Annotated in this window: 13 protein-coding genes and 1 pseudogene; 5 read left to right on the top strand and 9 right to left on the bottom strand. The window is 68.8% G+C overall.

What is annotated here, in order from left to right; translation table 11 throughout:
* The first annotated feature begins 59 nt into the window (after nucleotides 1-59).
* On the top strand, nucleotides 60-1,559 hold the full coding sequence (locus tag H295_RS0141775; protein ID WP_028810239.1) for an MFS transporter: 1,500 nt from the start codon (nucleotides 60-62) through the stop codon (nucleotides 1,557-1,559).
* 249 nt (nucleotides 1,560-1,808) lie between these two features.
* A complete protein-coding gene (locus H295_RS0141770) occupies nucleotides 1,809-3,635 on the top strand; it encodes an AMP-dependent synthetase/ligase (protein WP_020141321.1) in 1,827 nt (608 codons plus the stop codon).
* 27 nt (nucleotides 3,636-3,662) lie between these two features.
* Here the strand turns inward: H295_RS0141770 and H295_RS0141765 are convergent, their stop codons facing one another.
* The 5 genes from H295_RS0141765 to H295_RS0141745 all read right to left on the bottom strand — a co-directional run bounded on the left by H295_RS0141765 (nucleotide 3,663) and on the right by H295_RS0141745 (nucleotide 13,222).
* Nucleotides 3,663-5,693: a PQQ-dependent sugar dehydrogenase gene (locus H295_RS0141765; protein WP_020141320.1), complete on the bottom strand. Its 2,031-nt coding sequence runs from the start codon at nucleotides 5,691-5,693 to the stop codon at nucleotides 3,663-3,665.
* A gap of 11 nt (nucleotides 5,694-5,704) precedes the next feature.
* On the bottom strand, nucleotides 5,705-7,954 hold the full coding sequence (locus H295_RS0141760; RefSeq protein WP_020141319.1) for an alpha-galactosidase: 2,250 nt from the start codon (nucleotides 7,952-7,954) through the stop codon (nucleotides 5,705-5,707).
* On the bottom strand, nucleotides 7,951-11,055 hold the full coding sequence (locus tag H295_RS47035) for a glycosyl hydrolase family 28 protein (RefSeq protein WP_020141318.1): 3,105 nt from the start codon (nucleotides 11,053-11,055) through the stop codon (nucleotides 7,951-7,953). The genes H295_RS0141760 and H295_RS47035 overlap by 4 nt, the downstream gene beginning before the upstream one ends.
* A gap of 192 nt (nucleotides 11,056-11,247) precedes the next feature.
* Nucleotides 11,248-12,039, bottom strand: a complete 792-nt coding sequence (locus H295_RS0141750) for a heparin lyase I family protein (protein WP_028810237.1) — start codon at nucleotides 12,037-12,039, stop codon at nucleotides 11,248-11,250.
* Between the two features lie 4 nt (nucleotides 12,040-12,043).
* Nucleotides 12,044-13,222, bottom strand: a complete 1,179-nt coding sequence (locus tag H295_RS0141745) for a glycoside hydrolase family 88/105 protein (protein ID WP_020141316.1) — start codon at nucleotides 13,220-13,222, stop codon at nucleotides 12,044-12,046.
* Nucleotides 13,223-13,520: 298 nt separating this feature from the next.
* Between H295_RS0141745 and H295_RS0141740 the strand changes: the two genes are divergently transcribed.
* Complete coding sequence (locus H295_RS0141740; protein ID WP_020141315.1) at nucleotides 13,521-14,357, top strand: aldo/keto reductase; 837 nt, start codon at nucleotides 13,521-13,523, stop codon at nucleotides 14,355-14,357.
* Between the two features lie 78 nt (nucleotides 14,358-14,435).
* Here H295_RS0141740 and H295_RS0141735 read toward each other — a convergent pair whose 3' ends face one another.
* Both H295_RS0141735 and H295_RS0141730 read right to left on the bottom strand, forming a co-directional pair.
* Nucleotides 14,436-15,137, bottom strand: a complete 702-nt coding sequence (locus H295_RS0141735) for an SDR family oxidoreductase (protein ID WP_020141314.1) — start codon at nucleotides 15,135-15,137, stop codon at nucleotides 14,436-14,438.
* Between the two features lie 94 nt (nucleotides 15,138-15,231).
* The gene (locus tag H295_RS0141730) at nucleotides 15,232-16,104 is read right to left on the bottom strand and encodes a class I SAM-dependent methyltransferase (RefSeq protein ID WP_020141313.1); all 873 of its coding nucleotides are present in this window, start codon (nucleotides 16,102-16,104) and stop codon (nucleotides 15,232-15,234) included.
* A gap of 148 nt (nucleotides 16,105-16,252) precedes the next feature.
* Between H295_RS0141730 and H295_RS0141725 the strand changes: the two genes are divergently transcribed.
* Nucleotides 16,253-17,029: a phytanoyl-CoA dioxygenase family protein gene (locus H295_RS0141725; protein WP_199788689.1), complete on the top strand. Its 777-nt coding sequence runs from the start codon at nucleotides 16,253-16,255 to the stop codon at nucleotides 17,027-17,029.
* 121 nt (nucleotides 17,030-17,150) lie between these two features.
* On the opposite strand, the gene H295_RS0141720 is transcribed toward H295_RS0141725, so the two are convergent.
* Together H295_RS0141720 and H295_RS47030 are read right to left on the bottom strand one after the other, a co-directional pair.
* Nucleotides 17,151-18,872 carry a glycoside hydrolase family 6 protein gene (locus tag H295_RS0141720; protein WP_028810235.1) on the bottom strand — a complete coding sequence of 574 codons (1,722 nt, stop codon included), beginning with the start codon at nucleotides 18,870-18,872 and terminating at the stop codon, nucleotides 17,151-17,153.
* A 48-nt stretch (nucleotides 18,873-18,920) separates the two neighbouring features.
* Nucleotides 18,921-19,067, bottom strand: a pseudogene (locus H295_RS47030) (cellulose-binding protein); the annotation flags it as partial.
* A gap of 490 nt (nucleotides 19,068-19,557) precedes the next feature.
* Between H295_RS47030 and H295_RS0141710 the strand changes: the two are divergent.
* Nucleotides 19,558-22,169: glycoside hydrolase family 48 protein (locus H295_RS0141710; protein ID WP_043218886.1), on the top strand; the 2,612-nt coding region annotated here is incomplete at its 3' end.

Genomic DNA, 22,169 nt, shown 5'->3' with positions numbered 1-22,169 from the left:
TCGCATCCGTCGCAGGAGGAGTTGAGGACATGCGTACCGAGAGCATGCGTACAGAGAGCATGCGTACCTGGGGGCCGCTCACGGCCGTCTGTCTGAGCACGTTCATGTTGTTGCTGGACGTGACCATCGCGGTGGTCGCGCTGCCGGACATGGCGAGGTCGCTGCACGCCTCGCTGAGCGATCTTCAGTGGGTGATGGACGGCTACGCGCTGGCGCTGGCCGCGCTGCTGCTCGGCGCCGGGGCGGCGGCCGACATTCTGGGGCGGCGCCGGGTGCATGTCGTGGGTGTCGTGGTGTTCGCGGCGGCCTCCCTGGTGTGCGGGCTGGCGAGCGGGCCGGGGATGCTGGTCGCCGCACGCGCGGTGCAGGGGCTCGGCGCGGCCGCGATGCTCGCGACCACGCTGCCGCTGCTGGGCTCCGTCTACCAGGGCAGGCGGCGTTCGGTGGCGCTCGGCGTGTGGGGCGCGGTCAGTGGTGCCGCGGCCGCGGTGGGGCCGTTGCTCGGCGGAGTGCTGACCGACGGGCCGGGCTGGCGGTGGATCTTCTACGTCAATCTGCCGGTGAGCGTGGCCGCGGTGTGGCTGACGCTGCGGGTCGTCCCGGAGTCGCACGGTTCGCGCGAGCGCCGGATCGACTGGGCGGGCACGCTGACCTTCGCGGCCTTCGCGGGCGGGCTGACGTACGGGGCGGTACGGGCCGGGGAGCACGGCTGGGCCGGGACGGGCACCCTGCTCGTGTTCGCCGCGGCCGTCCTCGCGCTCGTCGCCTTCGTGGTCGTGGAGTGGCGCGGTGCCGACCCGCTGCTGGACCCGCGGCTGTTCCTGAAGCCGGCGTTCTCGGGGGTGATGGTGGGCGCTCTCGCCTTCAACGCGGCGGCGTTCAGCCTGATGGCGTACGACTCGATCTGGATGCAGACGCTGCTCGGGATGAGTCCGGTGCGCGGCGGGCTGGTCTTCCTGTGGCTGTCGCTGTCGTCGTTCGTGGTCGCGGCGGCCGGCGGCCGGCTGCTGCACGGGGTTCCGGCGCGGATCACCGTCGGGGTCGGTCTGCTGCTGACGGGCGCGGGGCAGTTCTGCGTGACAGGCCTGGACGCGGGGTCGACGGCGTCCGCGCTGGTGCCGGGGATGGTGCTGCTGGGTGTCGGTACGGGACTGGTCGCACCCGGCATCGCCGGCGCCGCGCTGGCCGCCGTGCCGCAGGACCGGGCCGGGATGGCCGGCGGGGCGGTCAACGCGTTCCGGCAGCTCGGGTTCGCCCTCGGCATCGCCGTGTACGGCACGGTGCTGACCTCGCGGATGCGGGACACCCTGCCGGACGACGCGGCCCACGCGCTGGCCGGCGGGGCGGCCGGTGCCCTGCGGGGCGCCTTCTCGGAGCGTGCGCTGCGGGCGGCGTTCGCTTCCGGTCTGGACTCCGCCGCCGTGGTCGCGGGGCTGACCGCGACGGTCGCCGGGGTGCTGGTGCTGGCCCTGGTCCGGACGGATCGCGCGACGCGGAGCGGAGTGACGGATTCCGGGCCGGCGGCGCTGAAGGAGGAGAGGGCTGTCCCTCGGGGGTGACCTGCTCACCAGGGGCGCGAGCCGTAACCGGGTCGTACAGATTCGGTGGAGATTACGGCTCCGAACCTCTCGCAAACCGTCGGTTCTGTGCCCGACCCTTCCCCATGTGAGCGTATTTTCCGGCACCGACCTGACCGTACGTGAGCGGCGCTCGACTTCGACCCCTCTCCCGTCGGATGCCGGGGTGGGGTAGCTTTCACGGCGCTGTGCGGAGCATCACTGAGCGCCAGGGAGAGCGGGGAGCGGGGTTTGCGCGAGTTCACCAACCCTCCGTTGGCGTTGGCACCCCCGGTGGGCGGACTGGCCGACGTCGTCTTCGACCATGCCCGCAACGACCCCATGCACATCGCCCTCGGCCGCAAGGACGAGGCCGGCCGCTGGCGGGACGTGACCTCGGCGGAGTTCCGCGACGAGGTCATGGCCCTGGCCAAGGGACTGCTCTCCCAGGGCATCCGCTTCGGCGACCGGGTCGCGATCATGTCCCGCACCCGCTACGAGTGGACGCTGTTCGACTTCGCACTGTGGGCGATCGGCGCACAGGTGGTGCCGGTCTACCCCACCTCCTCCGCCGAGCAGTGCTTCTGGGCGCTGTACGACGCCGAGTGCACGGCCGCGATCGTGGAGCACGAGGACCACGCGATGACGATCGCCACCGTCATCGACCGGCTGCCGCAGCTGCACCGGCTGTGGCAGCTGGACTCCGGCGCGGTGCAGGAGCTGTACGACGCGGGGGCCGCCATCGAGGACGAGGTGGTGCACCGCCACCGGCAGGCGGTCACCCCGGACTCGGTCGCGACCATCATCTACACCTCGGGCACCACCGGCCGCCCCAAGGGCTGTGTGATCACCCACGGCAACTTCATGTACGAGGCGGACACCGTCATCGAGCGCTGGGAGCCGGTGTTCCACTCGAAGAAGGGCGACGAGGCGGCGACCCTGCTGTTCCTGCCGCTCGCCCATGTCTTCGGGCGGATGGTGCAGGTGGCCGCGATCCGCGGCGGGGTGCGTTTCGGCCACCAGCCGCAGATGAACGCGGCCGCCCTGATGCCGGACCTGGCCGCGTTCAAGCCGACGTTCTTCCTGGGCGTGCCGTACATCTTCGAGAAGGTCTTCAACGCCTCCCGCCGCAGGGCCGAGAAGGAGGGCAAGGCGGGGCCGTTCGAGAAGGCGGTCGACGTGGCCGTCAAGTACGCGGAGGCCATGGAGGCCAAGGCCTGGGGCCTGGGACCCGGCCCGTCGGCGGGGCTGCGGATGCAGCACCAGCTCTTCGACAAGCTCGTGTACTCCAAGATGCGGGCCGCGATGGGCGGCCGCATCAAACAGGCCATGACCGGCGGTTCGGCGATGGACCGCAAGCTGGGGCTGTTCTTCGCGGGCGCGGGCGTGCACATCTACGAGGGGTACGGCCTCACCGAGTCGACGGCGGCTGCCACGGCCAACCCGCCCGAGCGCACCCGCTACGGCACGGTCGGCCAGCCGATCCCGGGCATGACCGTGCACATCGCGGACGACGGCGAGATCTGGCTGTACGGCAACAACGTCTTCCAGGGCTATCTCAACAACGAGAAGGCCACCGACGAGACCCTGCACGACGGCTGGCTCGCCACCGGCGACCTGGGCTCCCTGGACGAGGACGGCTATCTCACCATCACCGGCCGCAAGAAGGAGATCCTCGTCACCTCCGGCGGCAAGAGCGTCTCCCCCGGGCTGCTGGAGGAGCGGGTGCGCGACCATCCGCTGGTCTCGCAGTGCATCGTCGTGGGCAACGACCGGCCCTATGTCGCCGCCCTGGTCACCCTGGACCAGGAGGCCGTGGAGCACTGGCTGGCGATGCACGACAAACCGCGGATGACCTCGGCCGAGCTGGTGCGCGACGCCGACCTGGAGACCGAGGTGCGGCGGGCGGTGGTCGCCGCGAACACCCTGGTCTCGCAGGCCGAGTCGATCCGTACCTTCCGGATCCTCGCGCAGCCCTTCACCGAGGAGCACGGACTGCTGACGCCGTCGCTGAAGCTGAAGCGCAAGGCGATCGAGACGGCGTACGCGAACGAGGTCGAGGCCCTGTACCGGGCCTGACGACCCGGGTCACGGCCTGACGGCACGTCAGCTGATCGTCACGCGGAAGATCTTGTCCGATCCGTCCGCCGCACCTCCGTTGTTGTCGCAGTTGGTGGTCGACAGCCACAGCTGGTCGGCGCCCGGCACCTTGGTGACCGTACGCAGTCGGCCGTAGGTGCCCACGTAGTACGCGCTCGGCGTGCCGACGCTCTCGTTGTCGCCGTTGATCGGGATCCGCCACAGCCGCTCACCGCGCAGCGAGGCCATGTAGACGACGTTGCGCACGATCGCGATGCCGCTCGGTGAGGCCTCCGAGACGTTCCAGGTGGCCTTCGGGTTGGTCATCCCGGCGGTGGAGCAGGTGCCCTCGCAGACCGGCCAGCCGTAGTTGGCACCGGGCTTGATGAGGTTCAGTTCGTCCTTGGAGCTGTTGCCGAACTCCGCTTCCCACAGGCGGCCGTTGCGGTCGAAGGCGAGGCCCTGCGGGTTGCGGTGGCCGAGGCTGTAGACGAGGTTGCCGAACGGGTTGCCGGGAGCCGGGCTGCCGTCGGTGGTCATGCGCAGGATCTTGCCGTTGAGGGAGTTCTTGTCCTGCGCCAGGTCGGGTGTCTGGGCCTCACCGGTGGAGACGTAGAGGTAGCCGTCGGGGCCGAAGGCGAGGCGTCCGCCATTGTGGTAGCGGTTCTTTTTGATGCCCTGCAACAGCACCGTGTAGCCGCTCAGCGTGGTCCCGTCGTACGTCATGCGGACCACGCGATTGCCCTCGGACGCGGTGTGCATGAAGTAGACGCGGTGGTTCGTGTCCCACTTCGGGTCGACGGCGACGCCCAGCAGCCCGCCCTCGCCGTTGGTGGTGACGGCGTTCGGGACGGTGCCGACCTGCGTCTTCGTGCCGTCCTTGGTGACCTTCCAGACCCGGAAGTCGTCCCGCTCGGTGACCAGCGCGCTCTTGCCGTCGGGCAGCCAGAAGATGCCCCAGGGGATGGTCCAGCCGGAGGAAAGCGTGGCGACGGAGGAGGGGACTCCGCCGTCGGTGGCGCACGCCTTGGTGGTGAAGGTGACCGTGTTGCTCGGCTCGCTGACGTTGCCGGCCGCGTCACGGGCGACGACGTTCAGGCTGTACGGGCTGTTGCAGGCGAGCCCGGTCAGCGTGGTCGAGGTGCCGGAGGTGACGGACTTGTAGACGGTGGTGTCACTGCGCACGTCGTAGCCGGTGACCGCCCGGTTGTCGGTGGAGGCGCCCCAGCTCAGTGCGGCGCTGTTCGCGGTGACGTCCGCCGCGGACAGGGTGCCGGGCCTGGTCGGCGGGGTGGTGTCGGAGCTGGGCTCGGTGGTGCAGTCGACGACGGGGCTCGCCGGGGACGTGTTGCCGGCCGCGTCACGGGCGATGACCGTGAGGTTGTAAGTGGTGTCGGGGGTCAGGCCGGTGAGGGCCTTGCTGGTCGAACCGCCGGGCGCCTCACCGATCTTGTTGCCGTGCTCGTAGAGGTCGTACGCCGTCACGCCCACGTTGTCGGTGGAGGCGCCCCAGGCCAGCGTGAGCCCGTCCTCACCGATGTCGGAGCAACTGGGCTGCCCGGGACGGCTCGGGGCCTGGGAGTCGCCGGCCGCGTCGACGCCGATCCGGTCGAGGTTGGGGCCTCCGGCGGCGCCGGTGGCGGTCGCGCGGATCTTCGCGGAACCCGCGGTGAGCGGGACGTCGACGGTCTTGGTGGCCCAGGTGTTCCAGTCGGCGGTGGCCGGGAAGGAGACGGCCGAGGACACGACCGTGCCGTTCACGGAGATGTCCATGGGCCGGTCGGTCGCGGTCCCGTTGGCGTAGCGGAAGGTGACGGACGTGGTGCCCGCGGAGGCGGCGCTGACGGTGAACTCCACATAGGAGCCCTTGACGTTGGTGTAGTCGACGAAGCCGGTGCCCGTGTAGCCGGTGTGGTTGGTGGCCACCGTGCCCTGCACGACGGTGGCGTCCTCCGCCTGGTAGTCGGTGGCCGCGAGGGCGGTGGCCTGGCTCAGTCCGGCCAGGGGCAGCGCGAGGGCCGCGGCGAGGCCGTAGGGCAGAACTCTGTTGATTTTCACGGATGTTCCCCTCAGCCCGTGTACTGGGTGAAGACCTTGAGGTACTCGTACGGCTGCTGCGTCACGCCGCTGCAGGAGTCGCCGTCGGTGCCCGAGCCGCAGGGGCGGTCGCGGTTGACGGACCAGTAGGTGAGGCGCCCGATGTGGTGCTGCTGGGCGTAGGCGAGCATGGTCCTGAAGTCGGCGACCCGGACGCGCTCACCGGAGTCGTCGGTCCTGCCGTTCATCGAGGACAGTCCGATGTGGGCGTAGGCGGTGGCGTCGCCGTAGCCGTACGCCGACTTGACCCGTGCCTTGAGTCCTTCCATGGCCTGCGTGGTCAGGGTGCCCATGTTGGTGGTGCCGCCGCCGAAGTCGAACGGCATGATGCACCACACGTCGTTCGCCAGGCCCGAGTTCGCCGCCCGCTTGATCATGTCGACGCCGGTGGAGTCGGGGCCGCTGGTGGTGGCGCCGAAGGTGATGACGGTCTTCAGGCCGGGGTTGTTCGCCTTGACGGTCTTCAGCGCGTCGACGACCCGCTGCCGTACGGTCGCGTTGGACCACTCGGTGTTCTCGATGTCGATGTCGAGAGCCTTCAGCTGGTAGGCATTGATCACCTTCTGGTAGGCGCCGGCGAGCGCCGAGGCACTGGAGCACTTCTCGCCGAGCTTGTTCCCGCTCCAGCCGCCGACGGAGACCATGACGTCACCGCCCGCGGATCTGATCGCGTCGATCCTCGACTGGTCGGTGCCGCCGGTCAGCGGGCGCGAGCCGTCCCACTTCGGGTTGCAGCCGCCGTCGGAGAGGATGAACGCGAGGGTGAACCACTTGACGCCGGTCGCCGACATCACCGAGGTGGGGTTCTGCGGGTTGCCCCAGCCGAGGTACTCGTAGGGGGCGACGGCCATGCCAGGTGAAGCGGCCGCGCTCTTCGGAGAGTTGACGGGCTTCACGCGGATCAGCCGGGTCTCGCCGGGCCGCAGGCTCGCGCTGTAGGAGTCGGCGATCACGCCCTTGTGGGAGCCGGACCACAGGTCGGTGACGTCTCCGGAGCCGGTGAAGCCGACCTGGGACCAGTCCACGGCGACCGTCGCGTTGCCGGACGTACCGGTGTTGAACAGGGCCACCACGTACTGGCCGTCGCTCTCCTTCTTGCTCCAGACCTGCTTGACCCCGCTGTTCACGATCCGCTTGGCGGCCACGCCGTCCTGGTCGACCCCGATGAGGCGGTCGTTGGTCAGCATCGCCTTGTCGACGGAGTCGAGATGGGTGAGGTCGGTGCCGAGCAGCAGCGGCGAGGCGGCCATCGCCCACAGGGTGAAGTGGGAGCGCCGCTGGTCGGCGGTCAGGCCGACCTGGTCGCCGTTGCCGACCTCCAGCGAGTCGAGGTCGTTCCAGCCGCCGGGGCCCGCGTGCGGCTGCCAGGAGGCGGCCGAGTCGAAGCGTTTGGTGACATGGGACCAGTCGGTGAGCGGATAGCCGCTGCCGTTGCTCCCCGGCCCGCAGTAGCACTCGACGTCACCCTGGGTACGCCAACTGTTGGCCAGTTTCCGCCAGGTGGAGGCGTCGGCGATGGGGAGGTTGTTGGAGAGCGCGAAGTTGATGGGCCGTCCGCTCGCTCGCAGCGCCTTGTCCCAGGCCTGGACGTCGGGGATGTCCGCACTGCCCACCCCGTCGATCTTCAGGTAGTCGACACCCCAGGACGCGAACTGCCTGGCCCAGGAGTCGACGAACTCCTGTGCTCCCGGCTTGGAGTAGTCGATGTAGTACATGTTCTTGCAGTTGTAGTTCTTCTCGGTCCTAGACGTGTCCGCGATGTCCTTCGCGTGGTACGAGGTCCCTTCGATCGGCGTGTTCTTGGTGACGGCGTTCTTGGCGATGCCCGGAGTGACGTAGAAGCCGAACTTGAGGCCCTTGGAGTGGACGTAGTCGGCCAGGGCCTTGATCCCGCCGGGGAACTTGGCACTGTCGGCGGTCCAGCGGCCGTAGCCGTCGACGACGAAGCCGTTGCTGTCGCACTTCTGCCAGAAGTCGTCGAGGTTGACGTACACGAATCCGTGGTTCTTGAGGCCACTGGCGACCAGTGCGTCGGCCTGGGCCTTGATCGCCGCCTCGGTCGGTGTGCGGCGCACATAGCTCCAGCTGGACCATCCCATGGCGGGCCGGACGGACTGCCCGTTGTCGGAGGCGGCGGCCGGCTGGGCGGTGCCCAGGAGCGGCACGGCGGCGGCGAGCAACAGGCCGGCCACCGCGGCCGTGAGCGATCTGATCCGGATCATGACTGTCCCCCGTTGGTGGGTGTGGCGTACGACGTGCCGATCCACGCCTCGTCGATGCGCAGTCGCTTGTAGCGGGTGGTGTCGGTGGCGGCGGCCCAGGTGGAGGTGACCTCCAGGCGGACATAGCGGGCGTTTGTCGCGGTCAGGTCGATGCCCTGCATGCCGCGGCGGCTCGGCAGCCGGCCGGTCTTCACCGCGCTGCCCCAGGTGGAGCCGTCGGCGCTCAGATACACCTTGTAGTCCTTGATCCGCGCCGACTGCTCGGTGTCCGAGCGGGCGTAGGCGACGGAGTCCTCGCGCTGGTTGAGCCCGAGGTACTGGACCTTCTTCGAGCTGCCGAGGTCGAAGGTGAGGTTGACCGGGAGGGTCTTGTCGTTGTCCCAGTAGGTGCGGTAGTCGCCGTCACCGGCGGCCGAGCCCGCGTGACCGCTCGCCGAGGCACTCGCGCTCACCTTCACGCCGGTGAGGATGCCCTGGCGGCCGGCCGTGGTGACCTTGAACACCGTGTCGTACGGGTCCCAGTTCCCGAGCCCGGTGAGGGTGAGGACGCCGCCCGACTGGGACCACGAAACCGCCTTGCCCGTACGGAGGTTGGTGACCGAAGCGACGCGGTAGCCGTTGTCGCGGATGCGCAGGGTGCTGGTGCTGGGCGGGGTCAGGACGTGGACGTACTGGCGGTCGGGGTCGGTCCTGCTGATCGTGGTCACGCCGTGGGCGCCGTCGTTCCAGAAGCCCGGCTTGAGCCCGCCGTACAGATAGCCACCGCCCTCCGTGCCGTGCAGGGACTCCCAGATGGGGTCGAGGTAGGAGTTCGCGAAGTTGTTGAAGTCAGCCTGGTTGGCCGGGAACTTGCCGTTGACCTGGGCTGTCTCAGCCATCAGCGCCTTCACCGACGAGCCGGCGTTGGTGACGAGGCGGCCGAGGGTGAGCATCTTGTCGACCGACGGGTCGGTGCCGCCGTACCACCAGGAGCCGGTGGAAGGCAGCTTGAAGTCGGCCTCGGTGAGGCGGGGTTGGGCCGTGTAGACCGCCTGCGGGTAGTCGTAGGCCGGGGTCATGCCCGTCTTCTGCTCGTTGCTGATCATGTCCATGATTGGCGTGTCTTCGTTGTTGTTGCTGAGCGTGTAGTTCGGACGCTTCTCGTAGATCTGCCGGTAGAGGTCGTGGCTCTCCCAGTAGGCGTTGTCGTTGTCGATCCAGAAGCCGCCGAGGTCCGGGTAGCGGTTCATGACCTCGAAGAAGTTGTCGTAACTGAACTGCCCGAAGCCGTCGTTGGTGGTCAGGTCGACGTTCTTGCCCTTGTAGGCGGAGTAGGCGGCCGAGTCGAGCCACTCGTGGCCGCCCTCGTCGTGCCACTGGGGGTCGTTGGTCATGTAGAGGATGACCTTCAGCCCCTTGGCCTTCGCGGCGGTGACCAGTTCACCCAGGAAGTCCCGCTGGGTGGAACAGGAGCCGGGGATCTTCGACGGCCAGGTGCGGGCGTAGCCGAGGCGGCTGTGGAAGGAGGCGAGGACGAGGTACTGCGTGTGCAGCTTCTGGGCCTCCTTCACCCAGTAGTCGGCGTTCCAGCCGCCGTTGGTGACGTCGTCCTCCCAGGCCGTGCAGCTGGTGTGGGCCGGTGCGGTGCGCAGGCCCCAGTGCAGGAAGAGGCCGCCGACGGAGTTGCGCAGGAAGTCCTGGCGGGGGTTCTCGAGGTCGAGCGGCCTCACCGCCGTACTGGCGCAGTCCTGGCTTCCCGAGACCCGCAGGGGGCCCCCGGAGGTGTTGTGACCGTCCGCCAGGCAGCCGTCCGTCACGTCCTGGAAGCCCACGTCGTACGGGGAGCCGCCGCCCTTCTGCGCGGTGAAGCGGGTGAGCCGGATGCCGTCCGCCGCGTTGGCGAGGAACGCCGGGCGGCCGTCGTCCGCGGCGAACTTCACCGAGCTGTCGGTGAAGCTGATGTCGTCGGCGTTGTGGAGGTACCAGCCGTACGCCGGCCGGGTCCCGATGGCCTTGGGGTTGTAGTCCTTCGGGTCGTTGCCCGGCACACCGGTGGACATGGTGCCGTTGCCGCCCGGGACCGTGATGTCGACGTGGTTGAAGGTCACGCCCTTGATGCGGTGGCCGCTCTCGCCCCACAGGGTCGGGCTGAAGGAGGGGCTGCTGCCGGTGGCCGTGATGTCGTCGTACGTGATGTCGCTGATCGATCCGACACCGGGGCTGTTGCCGCACCGCTTCCGCGTGCCGATCTTCTGCATGATCGGCGAGTGGACGTTCGTCATCGTGATGTCGCGGTAGTGGACGTCAGAGATCTTCGCGCCGTCCATCGACACCATGCCGAGGCCGGACTTGTCGGCGCCGTCGATCCGGATGTTCTCGAACCGGTAGTCCGAGAAGTCGCCGCAGGTCTCCGAGCCGAACATGAGGGCGTTGCAGCAACGGGCGGACAGGAAGCTGTCGCCCACGCGCACGTGGCCGTTGGACAGCTTGGCGCCGAGGGCATAGTCGCTCTTGAAGACCAGGGCGTCGTCGTTGGCCCTGATGTTCGCGTTCGTCACCGTGACGTTCGTGGTGGAGATGATGTTCCAGCCGTCGCGGTCGCTCGCGGTGTCGATGGTCAGGTGGTCCGAGGTCACGTTCTTGCAGCCGTTGACGAGCGCCGCGAAGTGGCCGCCGCGGCGCAGGGTGAGGCCGTCGCCGATCGTGAGTCCGTCGCACCGGGTCAGGGAGATGATCTTGTCGGCCTCGCCTGACTTCGGGTTGCCGGTGATCAGGTTGCCCATGCCGTCGATGACGCCCTGACCGACGAAGCCGATGTCGGTCAGCCGGTCGCCGTAGATCATGGCGTTGTGGAAGTGGCTGTGCCCGTAGTCCTGGTAGCTGTCGTACGGATTGGACTCGGCCTTGTCGTAGGTGTCGGCACTGGAGCCCTGGAGGGTGGCGCCCTTGTCGAGACTGAGCGTCACATGGCTCTTCATGTGGATCGTGTTCTTCGACTTGTAGTCACCGGGCGGGAAGCGGACGACTCCGCCGCCGGCCGCCGAACTCGCGGCGGTGATCGCCTTGTTGACGGCGGGGGTGTCGTTGGCGGAGCCGTCTCCCTTGGCGCCGTAGTCGCGCACGTCGAAGACGGCGGCGGATCGGGGCGGCTCCTGCGGGGCGGCCGGGGGCGCCGGGGCCGCCGGGTGGCTGAGTCCGAGGACGACGGCGACGACGAAGAGGACGATCGCCGCCGCTCGGGAGCGTGAGCGGGATCGGGAGCCGGATCGGGATCGGGAGCGTGGGGCAGTGGGGGGTTTCAAGGTGACGGCTCCTCAGACCAGTTGGTAGCCGCGGAGATTGCTGAGCAGCAGGTAGGTGTTCTGGAGGGAGCCGGAGGTGTCGCCGAGGGAGCGGTAGATGCCCCACTTCGGGCGGACCCGGTCGGCCAGGAAGGTGTCGACGCCGGTCTTCGACGCGTCGATGACGGTCGAGCCGGCGGACTTGAGGATCCAGCGGACCGAACCGGCCGAGCCGTCGCCGACCTTGATCTGGAAGTCCACGTCGGTCCACTTGTCGTGCAGTGGGTCCAGGTCGGTGCGGCCGACGAGGATGTCGTCGATGGCGAGCCTCAGCTCGATGGTCTGCTTGCCGTTCACCCGGCGCAGGGACTGCACGACGATCGGTGAGGTGCCGCTGCCGGGCTGCTTCATCTGCATGATGTGGGTGAAGGTGGTGGTCGCCTTGAGGGAGCTCGGGATGTACATCGAGTAGGTGACCCGCCAGGTCTGGCCCTTCGTCCACTTCAGGTAGTTGCTTCCGCTGCCGTTGCGCAGCCCGGTGACCTCCTGGCGCTGGCGGTCGGTCGAGGTGTCGCGGTCGACGGTGTGCATGTCGAAGCGCCAGTTGTTGCCGGTGGCGTAGATGTGCGGCTGTCCGGCGGAGTGCGAGTCGGCGCGGTCGTCCTCGACCGTCTCGAAGGCGCCGAGGCCGTCGGCGCTCGCGGAGGGGGCCCACTTCTGCTGCCAGGAGGCGGCGTGGGCGGCGGTGGCCGTCGGCAGACCGACCGCGGCCGCCGTGGCACCGCCGAGTGCGGCGCCCAGCAACGTCCTTCTAGACGTGCTCATGACATTAATCACCTCGCAGTTGTTCGTTCATGATCAGGAAGGCGCCCAGGCCGTGGAAGTCGTTGGTGGCCCGGTCGCGAGCGATGTAGTACGCGTAGTCGCCGACGTTGGTGCCGATGGAGATGTCGGCGAGGTTCGTGCGCCCGTCGGAGCCGACCGAGAGCTTGGCGAGCACGCCCTGGTAGCCGCGGTGCGCGACGGCCCTGAAATGCTGGTCCAGGTATCCCTGCTGGGCGCCGCGCGACAGGGCGTAGGTGAACATGCTGGAGCAGGACGTCTCGGTCCAGTTGTCGCCGCGGGCACCCTTGTCGATCACCTGGAACCAGCGGCCGGTCGCCGGGTCCTGGTACTTCTCCAGGCCGGCCGCCAACGTGCGGAGGACCCCGAGCAGCCGGGCCCGGCGCGGATGGTTCTGCGGGATGCCGTCCAGTACGTCGACGATCGCCATGGAGTACCAGCCGACGGCCCGGCACCAGTGCTCGGGGGCCAGTCCGGTGCGCGGGTCGGCCCAGCCGGCGGTCTTCGACTCGTCGTAGGCGTGCCTGAGCAGTCCGTTCGCGACCTGGAGGTGGCTTCCGTAGACGGCGAGCTGTTTCGCGGCCTCGTCGTCGGCGTACGAGCTGTCGCCGAACTCCTCTCCGTACTCGACGAGGAACGGGTTCACCATGTAGACGCCGTCCGCCCAGAGCTGGTGGGCGCGGCTCGCGGTGTCGGCGTGCCAGAAGCCGCCGTCGCCCGTTCGGGGGTAGCCGGCCAGGCGGTCGACGATCTTCTTGGCCGCCTTGCGGTAGCGGTCCTGGCCGGTCTCGTGGTGCAGGATCACCAGGAGCCGGCCGGCCTGCATGCTGTCGAGGCTGTTGAAGGACTGGCCGATCGAGCCGTCGCTCTTCACGAAGCGGTCGACGTAGTCCTTGATGTAGGTCAGGTAGCGGGCGTCATGGGTGCGCTCGTACGTGAGGTACTGGCCGTAGAGGTAGAGGCCGACCGGGTAGGACCAGCCGCCGATACTGCTCGGCGTGTAGCGGGCCATGGTCGACTCGACCATGGCCACGGACCAGTCCCGGTCCAGGGACTGCCCGGCCGGGGAGCCGGCGGTCGGGGGTGCGGCGGCCGGCACGGTGACCAGGGTCGCGGCGGCGAGTGCAAGGGTCGTCAGAGCCGTGCGAAGACGACGGCGTCTCATGTTCCTCCCTCTCCGTGAGCCAGGAGACACGGGAAACATCGGATGAAAGCCAGGGAGGATTCACATCTATGAATCGAGTTCAGGCTTCCGCCCGTTGGCGCGATCCAGAGTCGCGGCACGGCCGTCAGCGGTCAATGGTCTGTACCGAAGAGATCGGATGCATTTCCGGCCAATTTCAGCCACCGCCAACTGACCCGCGGGTCAGTTGGCTCGGATTCTCCGGTCAGGAATGCATCACGGCTCGTGATCGTTGACGATGGGAGTACCACCGTCCGACAACCGTAAGGATCAAGAGCTCGTGAGCAGCAAGGTCCCCCCGATCATCCTCAACAACGGCGTCGAGATGCCCCAGTTGGGCTTCGGCGTGTGGCAGGTGCCGGACGACGAGGCGGAGCGCGCGGTCAGCACGGCGTTGGAGGCCGGGTACCGCAGCATCGACACAGCGGCGATCTACGGCAATGAAGAGGGCACCGGCAAGGCCATCGCGGCGTCCGGGGTCCCCCGCGAGGACATCTTCGTCACCACCAAGCTCTGGAACAGCGACCAGGGCTACGACGCGACTCTGCGCGCCTTCGACACCTCGCTGGCCAAGCTCGGCCTGGACTACGTGGACCTGTACCTGATCCACTGGCCCACGCCCGCCCGCGACCTGTACGTCGACAGCTACAAGGCGTTCGAGAAGCTGCACGCCGACGGCCGGATCAAGGCCATCGGTGTCTCCAACTTCGAGCCCGAGCATCTGCGGCGGCTGATCGCCGAGACGTCCGTCGTCCCGGCCGTGGACCAGATCGAGCTGCACCCGCACCTCCAGCAGCGGGCGGCCCGCGAGTTCCACGCGGAGCAGGGCATCGCCACCGAGGCCTGGTCGCCGCTCGGCTCCGGCAAGGGCCTCCTGGAGGTCCCGGCGGTCGTGGCCATCGCCCAGAAGCACAACCGCACCCCGGCCCAGGTCGTGCTGCGCTGGCACCTCCAGCTCGGCAATGTCGTGATCCCGAAGTCCGTGACGCCGTCGCGGATCAAGGAGAACATCGAGGTCTTCGACTTCAGCCTGGACACCGAGGACCTGGCGGCGATCAGCGCGCTCAACGAGGACCGGCGCCTCGGCCCGGACCCGTCGACGTTCAACGCCGCCTGACGGACCAGTGCTTCGGCCGGCGGTGGGCCTCCCGTGTCGGGGGCCCACCGCCGGCCGTTGTGTGTCCGGCGCCGACCGTCAGACGGGCTGCCCGATCGGACGGACGACGACCGTGTTGATGTCGACGCCCTCAGGCTGCCGTACGGCCCACACCACCGAGTCGGCGATCTGGTCGGCGGTGAGCAGGTGACCGGGCGGCAGGCTGCCGTAGCTGTCCCAGAACGGCGTCTCCACGCGCCCCGGGGCGATCAGGGTGACCCCGACCCCGAACTCCGTGACCTCGCGCCGGGCGTTCTCGGCGAGCCCGGTCACCGCCCACTTCGTGGCGCCGTAGATGTTGCCGGGCCCGTGCACGAACCCGGCGACGCTGCCGATCAGCACGATCCGGCCGCGGGTCTCCTTGAGCGCGTCGATGGAGGCCCGGATGAGCAGGGCGGGGCCGAGGACGTTGGTCAGCACCATCTCGGTCCAGCCCGCCGGGTCCCCCGCGGCCACGGTGTCGTGCGTGGCGAAGCCGGCGTTGGCGACGACCGTGTCCAGTCGCCCGAACTCCTTGAGCGTGCCGTCGACGGCCGCCTTCACGTCGGCGTACTCGCCCGCGTTGCCGACGAACGTCAACAGGCCGTCAGGATTGCCGAGTTCCTCGGCGAAGGCACGCAGCCGGGGCTCACCGCGGCCGGTGACGGCCACCTTGTGGCCCGCGTCGAGCAGTTGCCGTGCCACCGCGGCGCCGATACCGCTGCCACCGCCGGTGATGAGTGCGACCGGTGCGTCGGACATGGTTTCCCCCTGTGGTGCGCTGTGCGCTTGTGGATGTCAGGGAGTACATCAATTGGAGCGTTCTCGAAGTCAAGTGCCGCGGGGTCGACCGACCTCAGGCGGTCCGCACGGCGGTGTGCACCGTGTGCGCGGCCAGCACGAACAGGTCTCCGCGCCGATGCACGCTCGCCGCGTCCTCGGGGTCGAGCAGCCGGTCGACGGTCTCCCGGTCGTCCGGCGAGAGCTGCTCGGCGAACACCTCCCGCAGCCGCCCCAGCGACGCGGCGATGTAGGCCCGGGCCCGGTCCGTGGTCGGCGCCGGAAGATCCAGCAGGAAACTCCGGGTCCCCGTGTGCCGAAGCCCCGCGGCGGCCATCAGCGCGGGCCAGTCCTCGACCTCGGCCACGGAGTCGGCCAGCCCCGCCCGCATCTCGGCGAACCACTCCTCCTCCAGCGCGTCGAGCCGCGCCTGGAGCCCCGGCCGCCCGATCCCGATGTCCCGGGGCAGGAAGCGGGCGGGCAGTCCGCCCTCCATCAGCGCCAGGGTGCCCCCGCGCGCCAGCCGGGCGGCGAACGCGGCGATCCCGGCCCGCTGGTCCCCCAGGTGATGCAGGCTCCGGCTGGCCCACAGCAGGTCGACGGGGTAGTCCAAGTCGTCGAGAACGCCGGGGAGTTCACCGGCCAGGGTGCCGAAGCGGTCGGCGAGACCGAGCCGCGCGGCCCGCGCCGTGGCCCGCTCCAGCAGGGGCTCGGCCGCGTCGACGGCGACGACCCGGGCCCCGGGGAAGGCCTCCGCGAGCAGACAGGAGAGCACTCCGGGCCCGCTCCCCGCGTCGACGACCAGCCCGGGTTCGGTCTGCTTGTGCCCGAGCCAGGCGAGGGCCCGCTCGTACAGGGGCGTGAACAGTTCCGCCTGGGTCTCCAGGTGCTCGGCCATCCTGGACCAGTCGACGTCGGTGTGCTGGTGATCGTGGTGGTGGTGCGCCATGCCGTCAGCCTCTCCTCAGGATGCCGCCAGAGTGCGCCGACGCACCGCGAGGACGCCAGCGATGTTGCCGTGACGGCAAAATGACGGCAGAGCGGAGGCAAGGAAAAAGGGGATGCGCCGGTGCGACCGGTCCACCACGATGACCCACATGGACGACGGACTGGTGGAGCGCTTCCTCGAAGACGGATTCGTGCGGATCGAGGGCGCCTTCCCGCCGCGCGTCGCCCAGCACTGCGCGTCGCTGCTGTGGCGGGAGACGGGCTACGACCCCGAGGACCCGGCCTCCTGGAAGGACCCGGTGGTGTGGGTGGCCGGGATGGCACAGGGCCCGTTCGCGGCGGCCGCGAACTCCCCGGTCCTGCACGAGGCGTTCGACCTTCTGGTGGGTGAGGACCGCTGGCAGTCCCGCTATTCGCTGGGCACCTTCCCGTTGCGGTTTCCGCACACGGAGGAGCCGGACGACGCGGGCTGGCACATCGAAGGGAGCTACCTCCCCGACGGGGCTGAGCCGGGGATGTACCACACCAACCTCCGTTCCAGGGACCGCGCGTTGCTGATGCTGTTCCTGTTCAGCGAGGTCACGGAGGAGGACGCCCCGACCCGCATCAGAGTGGGCTCCCATCTCGACGTACCGCCGGTCCTGGAGCCGTACGGGGAACAGGGCGCCTCCTTCCTGGAACTGGGCCCGAAAGTGGACGCGGCATCGGCACACCGCCCCCTCGCCCACGCCACCGGCAGCCCGGGTGACGTCTATCTCTGCCACCCCTTCCTGGTGCACGCGGCCCAGCCGCACCATGGTACGAACCCCCGGTTCATGGCCCAGCCACCGCTGTTGCCGTCGGGGCGGTGCGAGGTGCACCGCCCCGACGGCGACTACTCTGCGGTGGAGCTGGCGATCCGCCGGGGCCTGGCCGAAGAGCACTGACCAGACCCCGGTGGCGTTGATGCCCTCAGGGGCGCGGGGTTGTATCGATGTGCGGCTCCGCCGCGTGGGCGCGACCGGCCACGACGGACCGGCACCCGCAGTCCCACCGCACCCGGCCCAGCTAGAGCGCGGGGTACGCGTTCTTCATGAGCTCCTGGAACTGCGCCGAGAACCAGTGCCCCGACAGCGGGGCGTTCGGCAGCGCACCGGACATGTGGTTGTTGTTGCGCGGGTTGCCGGTGTACGTCGGGTCGCACATCCGGTCGAAGCCCTTGCCCTCGTCGTTCGGGACGGCGCTGCTGGCGCCGTCGGACTCACCCGGGGGCTTGATCCAGACGTAGGCGTCGATCCCGGCCGCCGGGCTGGCCTGCGGACGCTCGCCGAGGCCGGCACCGGACTGGTTGCACCAGTTGCCGGTGTTGAGGCGCCGGTCGATACGGCCGCCGTCGACGTAGGTGTCCACGTCGGTCTTGGCGCCGGGACCGGTCGGCCGGGCGCTGCCGCCCCAGCCGTTGCGGGAGGTGTCGATGAGCATGCCGACGCCCGAGGGGAAGCCCTGGCTCACGGCCTCCTGACGGAAGGCCTGGGCGTAGGAGAGCTCGTCGACGTAACGGTTCCAGTCGACCCACTTCGACTCGCGCACGGACTTGCCGTTCACGGAGTCGTTGATGGTGTAGTACGGCTCCTTCAGCGCGCTGTAGTTGGCGGTGTTGGTGATGAAGCCGTGGACGTCGTTCACCGTGGCGCCCTCGGCGGTCGCCGCCTGCTTGATCGTCTGGACGGTCGCCGAGAAGTTGTCGTCCCAGCCGAGCCAGCCGTGGTGCCCGGCGTCCACATAGTTGTAGACGTTGGGGACGTCACCGAGCTTGTTCAGCGCGTAGCCGACACCCTTGATGTAGTTGCCGTTGGACTTCATCGTGTCGCAGTTGGGGGTGGCGGTGTTCCGGGGCGACACGTTGGTGACGAGGTTCGGCAGGGAGTCGAGCTCGACCGTGGTGACGATCCGCAGCGAGGCGTACTTGGGATCGGCGAGGATCGCGGCGATCGGGTCGATGTACTGCGTCTTGTACTTGTCGATGTCCGTCGGACCGAACTCACCGTTGGAGGCGAGCGCGGCACAGTCGCGACCCGGCAGGTCGTAGATCACCAACTGGACGGCGAGTTCGCCGCTGCCCTTCTGCCTCAGGGCCTCGTCGAGGTGCGCCCGCAGGCCCATCTTCCCGCCGGCGCCGTTGATCGCGGCGACCCGGTCCAGCCACACGCCGGTGGGCTGGTTGGCGATGCGGCTGCCGCCCGGCTCGGCGGCGGCATTGGCGGACCACTCGGGGTTCACGTACACCTTGGCGCCCGTGTAGGGGTTGTCGACCCGGGTGCCGGTGCCGGGGGTGCCCGGATCCGTCGGGCCCGGGTCGGTGGGGCCGCCGCCGTCGACGTTGCAGGTCACGCCGTCGAGCGTGAACGTGGTCGGCACCGCGTTGGTGCCGCTGTAGGTGCCCTGGAAGCCGAAGCTGACCGAACCGCCGGTGCCCAGCGAGCCGTTGTAGCTCTCGTTGGCGGCGGTGACGGCCGTACCGCTCTGACTGATCTTGGAGTTCCAGAAGTTGGAGACCTTCTGGTTTCCGGCGTACGACCACTTCAGCGACCAACTCGACTTGGCGGCGCTGTTGTTGGTGATCGTGACGGCGGTGGTGAAGCCGGTGTCCCACTGGTTCTGCACCTTGTAGTCCACGGTGCAGGGGACGGCGGCGATGCCCACGTCCCCGGGGACCACGGCGAGCGCGGTCCCGGAGGCCCCTGCGACGAGCGCAAGGGCAGCGAGGAGCGCTGTTCTCGTACGACTCATGAGTGCGGGTTTCCTTATCGATCGCGGGTGTTGTCCGTCGAGCGGGTGCTATCCGTTCGGGGCACGCAGACGGTCGCGCAGCCCGGTGCCGAACGCTGTGGGGGTGCCGTCGTAGCCGCTGATCAGGGACGGCCCGGAAGAGCGGTCCCAGGGGTTCCATGTCCAGCCGGGACACGACAGGCCGCGGGCGTCGAACGGTGCGGGGCGGCGGCGAGACGGCCCGCCGGACCGGCCGGCCTGCGCCCCGGACACGGTCGACGAGATCCTGCATCCGGCGACCTGGTACGGGATACCGGGGCAGGTGGCACGGTGCGGGCAGGGCTCGTTGACGGCCATGGACGCACATGAAGTCGCCGCCCGACCGTAACGGGCCCGACAAGGGCGACCGCATCGGTGACGGCGGTTAAAAGTACTGAACGCGGGGGGTGTCGCATGAGCGACTCCTTGCAGATCAGCGCGCCGTCACGGACGCGTCGACTGATGGAATCGCTCCCACTGGTGTCAAGGAAGGTAGCGCCAAGTGACGGCAAAGAACAGAGGAGTCACATGCCTTTTGCTCGGTCTGTTCGTCGAATCTTTTCGACTGTTCACAAGCCTTGACCCCTTGAACCCTCATCCTCACTATGGGAGCGCTCCCACTGGTTCAAGCCTTGACTTCTCCGAGCCGCACAAGGAGGAACCAGCAATGCCCCCCACCAGGAGACGCCGGACCGTCCGGCGATTGTGGACCGCTGTCGTGGCGGCCATGGCACTGCCGTTCGCGATGCTGAGTGCGGCTTCAACTCCCGCACAGGCAGCCGCTGTTCAGTGCTCTGTCGACTACAAGACCAATGACTGGGGCTCCGGTTTCACCGCGGACCTGACGATCACCAACCGCGGCACGGACGCCATCAACGGCTGGACCCTGACGTACGGCTACTCCGGCAACCAGAAGCTGAGCAACGGCTGGAACGGCGTCTGGTCCCAGTCCGGCCAGAACATCAGCGTGAAGGACGCCGGCTACAACGCGACCATCGCCGCGGGTGCCGCCGTCTCCACCGGCGCGCAGTTCACCTACAGCGGCAGCAACACCGCGCCCACCAACTTCGCCGTCAACGGCACCAGTTGCACCGGCGCCCACCAGCCGCCGATCACCGTGCTGACCAGCCCGGCCGCCGGTGCCGTCTACACCCAGGGCACCGCGGTCCCGCTCGCCGCGACGGCCGCCGCGGCGGACAACGCGACGATCAGCAAGGTGGAGTTCTACGACAACACCACGCTGCTGGGCACGGACACGACGTCGCCGTACTCGCTCTCGGCCTCCGGGTTGACCGTGGGCAGTCATTCGCTGCTGGCGAAGGCGTACGACAGCCTGGGCGCGTCCGCCGAGTCGACGCCGGTCGGCATCACGGTGGCGTCCGGTCCGTCCGTGGTCGCCACTCCGTCCCAACTGGGCGTCCAGCAGGGCAAGACAGGCACGTACGACGTGAAGCTGTCGAAGCAGCCGAGCGCGAACGTGACGGTCACAACGGCCCGCGCGAGCGGCAACTCGGGCCTCTCGGTCACGGGTGGCGCCTCGCTGACCTTCACGCCGTCGAACTGGAGCACCGCGCAGACGGTGACCATCACCGCCGACTCCTCCGGCACCGGCACGGCCACCTTCGAGTCCACCGCACCCGGCCACGCCAAGGCGTCGGTCACCGTCACGCAGCTCGGGGCGACCAAGGCGTACGACGCCCGTTTCCTGGATCTGTACGGGAAGATCACCAATCCGGCGAACGGCTACTTCTCCCCCGAGGGCATCCCCTACCACTCGGTGGAGACGCTGATCGTCGAGGCGCCGGACCACGGTCACGAGACCACCTCGGAGGCGTACAGCTACCTCCTGTGGCTGCAGGCCATGTACGGCAAGGTGAGCGGTGACTGGTCCAAGTTCAACGGGGCCTGGGACATCATGGAGAAGTACATGATCCCCACCCACGCCGACCAGCCCACCAACTCCTTCTACAACGCCTCCAAGCCGGCCACCTACGCCCCCGAGCTGGACACCCCCAACGAGTACCCGGCCAAGCTGGACAGCGGGGTCTCGGTGGGCTCGGACCCGATCGCCGGTGAACTGAAGTCGGCGTACGGCACCGACGACATCTACGGCATGCACTGGCTCCAGGACGTCGACAACGTCTACGGCTACGGCAACTCACCCGGCAAGTGCGAGGCAGGACCCACCGACACCGGGCCGTCGTACATCAACACCTTCCAGCGCGGTGCGCAGGAGTCGGTGTGGGAGACGGTGCCGCAGCCGACCTGTGACGCCTTCAAGTACGGCGGCAAGAACGGGTACCTGGACCTGTTCACCGGTGACTCCTCCTACGCCAAGCAGTGGAAGTTCACCAACGCCCCCGACGCCGACGCGCGCGCGGTGCAGGCCGCGTACTGGGCGGACATCTGGGCCCGGCAGCAGGGCAAGGGCTCCGACGTCTCGGCGACCGTGGGCAAGGCCGCGAAGATGGGCGACTACCTGCGCTACGCCATGTACGACAAGTACTTCAAGAAGATCGGCACCTGTGTCGGGCCGTCCACCTGCCCGGCCGGCAGCGGCAAGAACTCCTCGATGTACCTGCTGTCCTGGTACTACGCCTGGGGCGGCGCGACCGACACCTCGGCAGGCTGGGCCTGGCGCATCGGCTCCAGCCACGCGCACAGCGGCTACCAGAACCCGATGGCCGCCTACGCACTCAGCTCGTACGCCGATCTGAAGCCCAAGTCGGCGACCGGGGCGGCGGACTGGACCACCTCGCTGAGCCGGCAGCTGGAGTTCTACCGCTGGCTGCAGTCCGACGAGGGCGCCATCGCGGGCGGCGCGACCAACAGCTGGGCGGGCCGCTACGCCACTCCCCCGGCCGGCAAGTCCACCTTCTACGGCATGTACTACGACGAGCAGCCCGTCTACCACGACCCGCCCTCCAACCAGTGGTTCGGCTTCCAGGCCTGGTCGATGGAACGCGTCGCCGAGTACTACCAGCAGACCGGCAACACCCAGGCCAAGGCGGTCCTCGACAAGTGGGTCAAGTGGGCGCTGTCCAAGACCACGATCAACCCGGACGGCACCTACCAGATCCCCTCCACGCTTCAGTGGTCGGGCCAGCCCGACACCTGGAACGCGTCAAGTCCCGGCGCCAACAGCGCACTTCACGTCACCGTCGCCGACTACACCAACGACGTCGGCGTGGCCGCCGCCTACGCCAAGACGCTCAGCTACTACGCCGCCAAGTCCGGCGACACCGCCGCGAAGACCACCGCCAAGGCACTCCTGGACGG

The sequence above is a fragment of the Streptomyces sp. 351MFTsu5.1 genome, from assembly GCF_000383655.1.
GTDB lineage: Bacteria > Actinomycetota > Actinomycetes > Streptomycetales > Streptomycetaceae > Streptomyces > Streptomyces griseorubiginosus.
The sequence above is the reverse complement of the archived record's forward strand: the minus strand, read 5'-3'. Positions and strand labels throughout refer to the sequence as shown.

Coding starts and splice junctions, on each gene's coding strand:
- H295_RS0141760 (WP_020141319.1), bottom strand. CDS start 7,954: ATGATCCGGATCAGATCGCTCACGGCCGCGGTGGCCGGCCTGTTGCTC.
- H295_RS0141750 (WP_028810237.1), bottom strand. CDS start 12,039: ATGAGCACGTCTAGAAGGACGTTGCTGGGCGCCGCACTCGGCGGTGCC.
- H295_RS0141725 (WP_199788689.1), top strand. CDS start 16,253: ATGGACGACGGACTGGTGGAGCGCTTCCTCGAAGACGGATTCGTGCGG.
- H295_RS0141735 (WP_020141314.1), bottom strand. CDS start 15,137: ATGTCCGACGCACCGGTCGCACTCATCACCGGCGGTGGCAGCGGTATC.
- H295_RS0141720 (WP_028810235.1), bottom strand. CDS start 18,872: ATGAGTCGTACGAGAACAGCGCTCCTCGCTGCCCTTGCGCTCGTCGCA.
- H295_RS0141775 (WP_028810239.1), top strand. CDS start 60: ATGCGTACCTGGGGGCCGCTCACGGCCGTCTGTCTGAGCACGTTCATG.
- H295_RS0141730 (WP_020141313.1), bottom strand. CDS start 16,104: ATGGCGCACCACCACCACGATCACCAGCACACCGACGTCGACTGGTCC.
- H295_RS0141745 (WP_020141316.1), bottom strand. CDS start 13,222: ATGAGACGCCGTCGTCTTCGCACGGCTCTGACGACCCTTGCACTCGCC.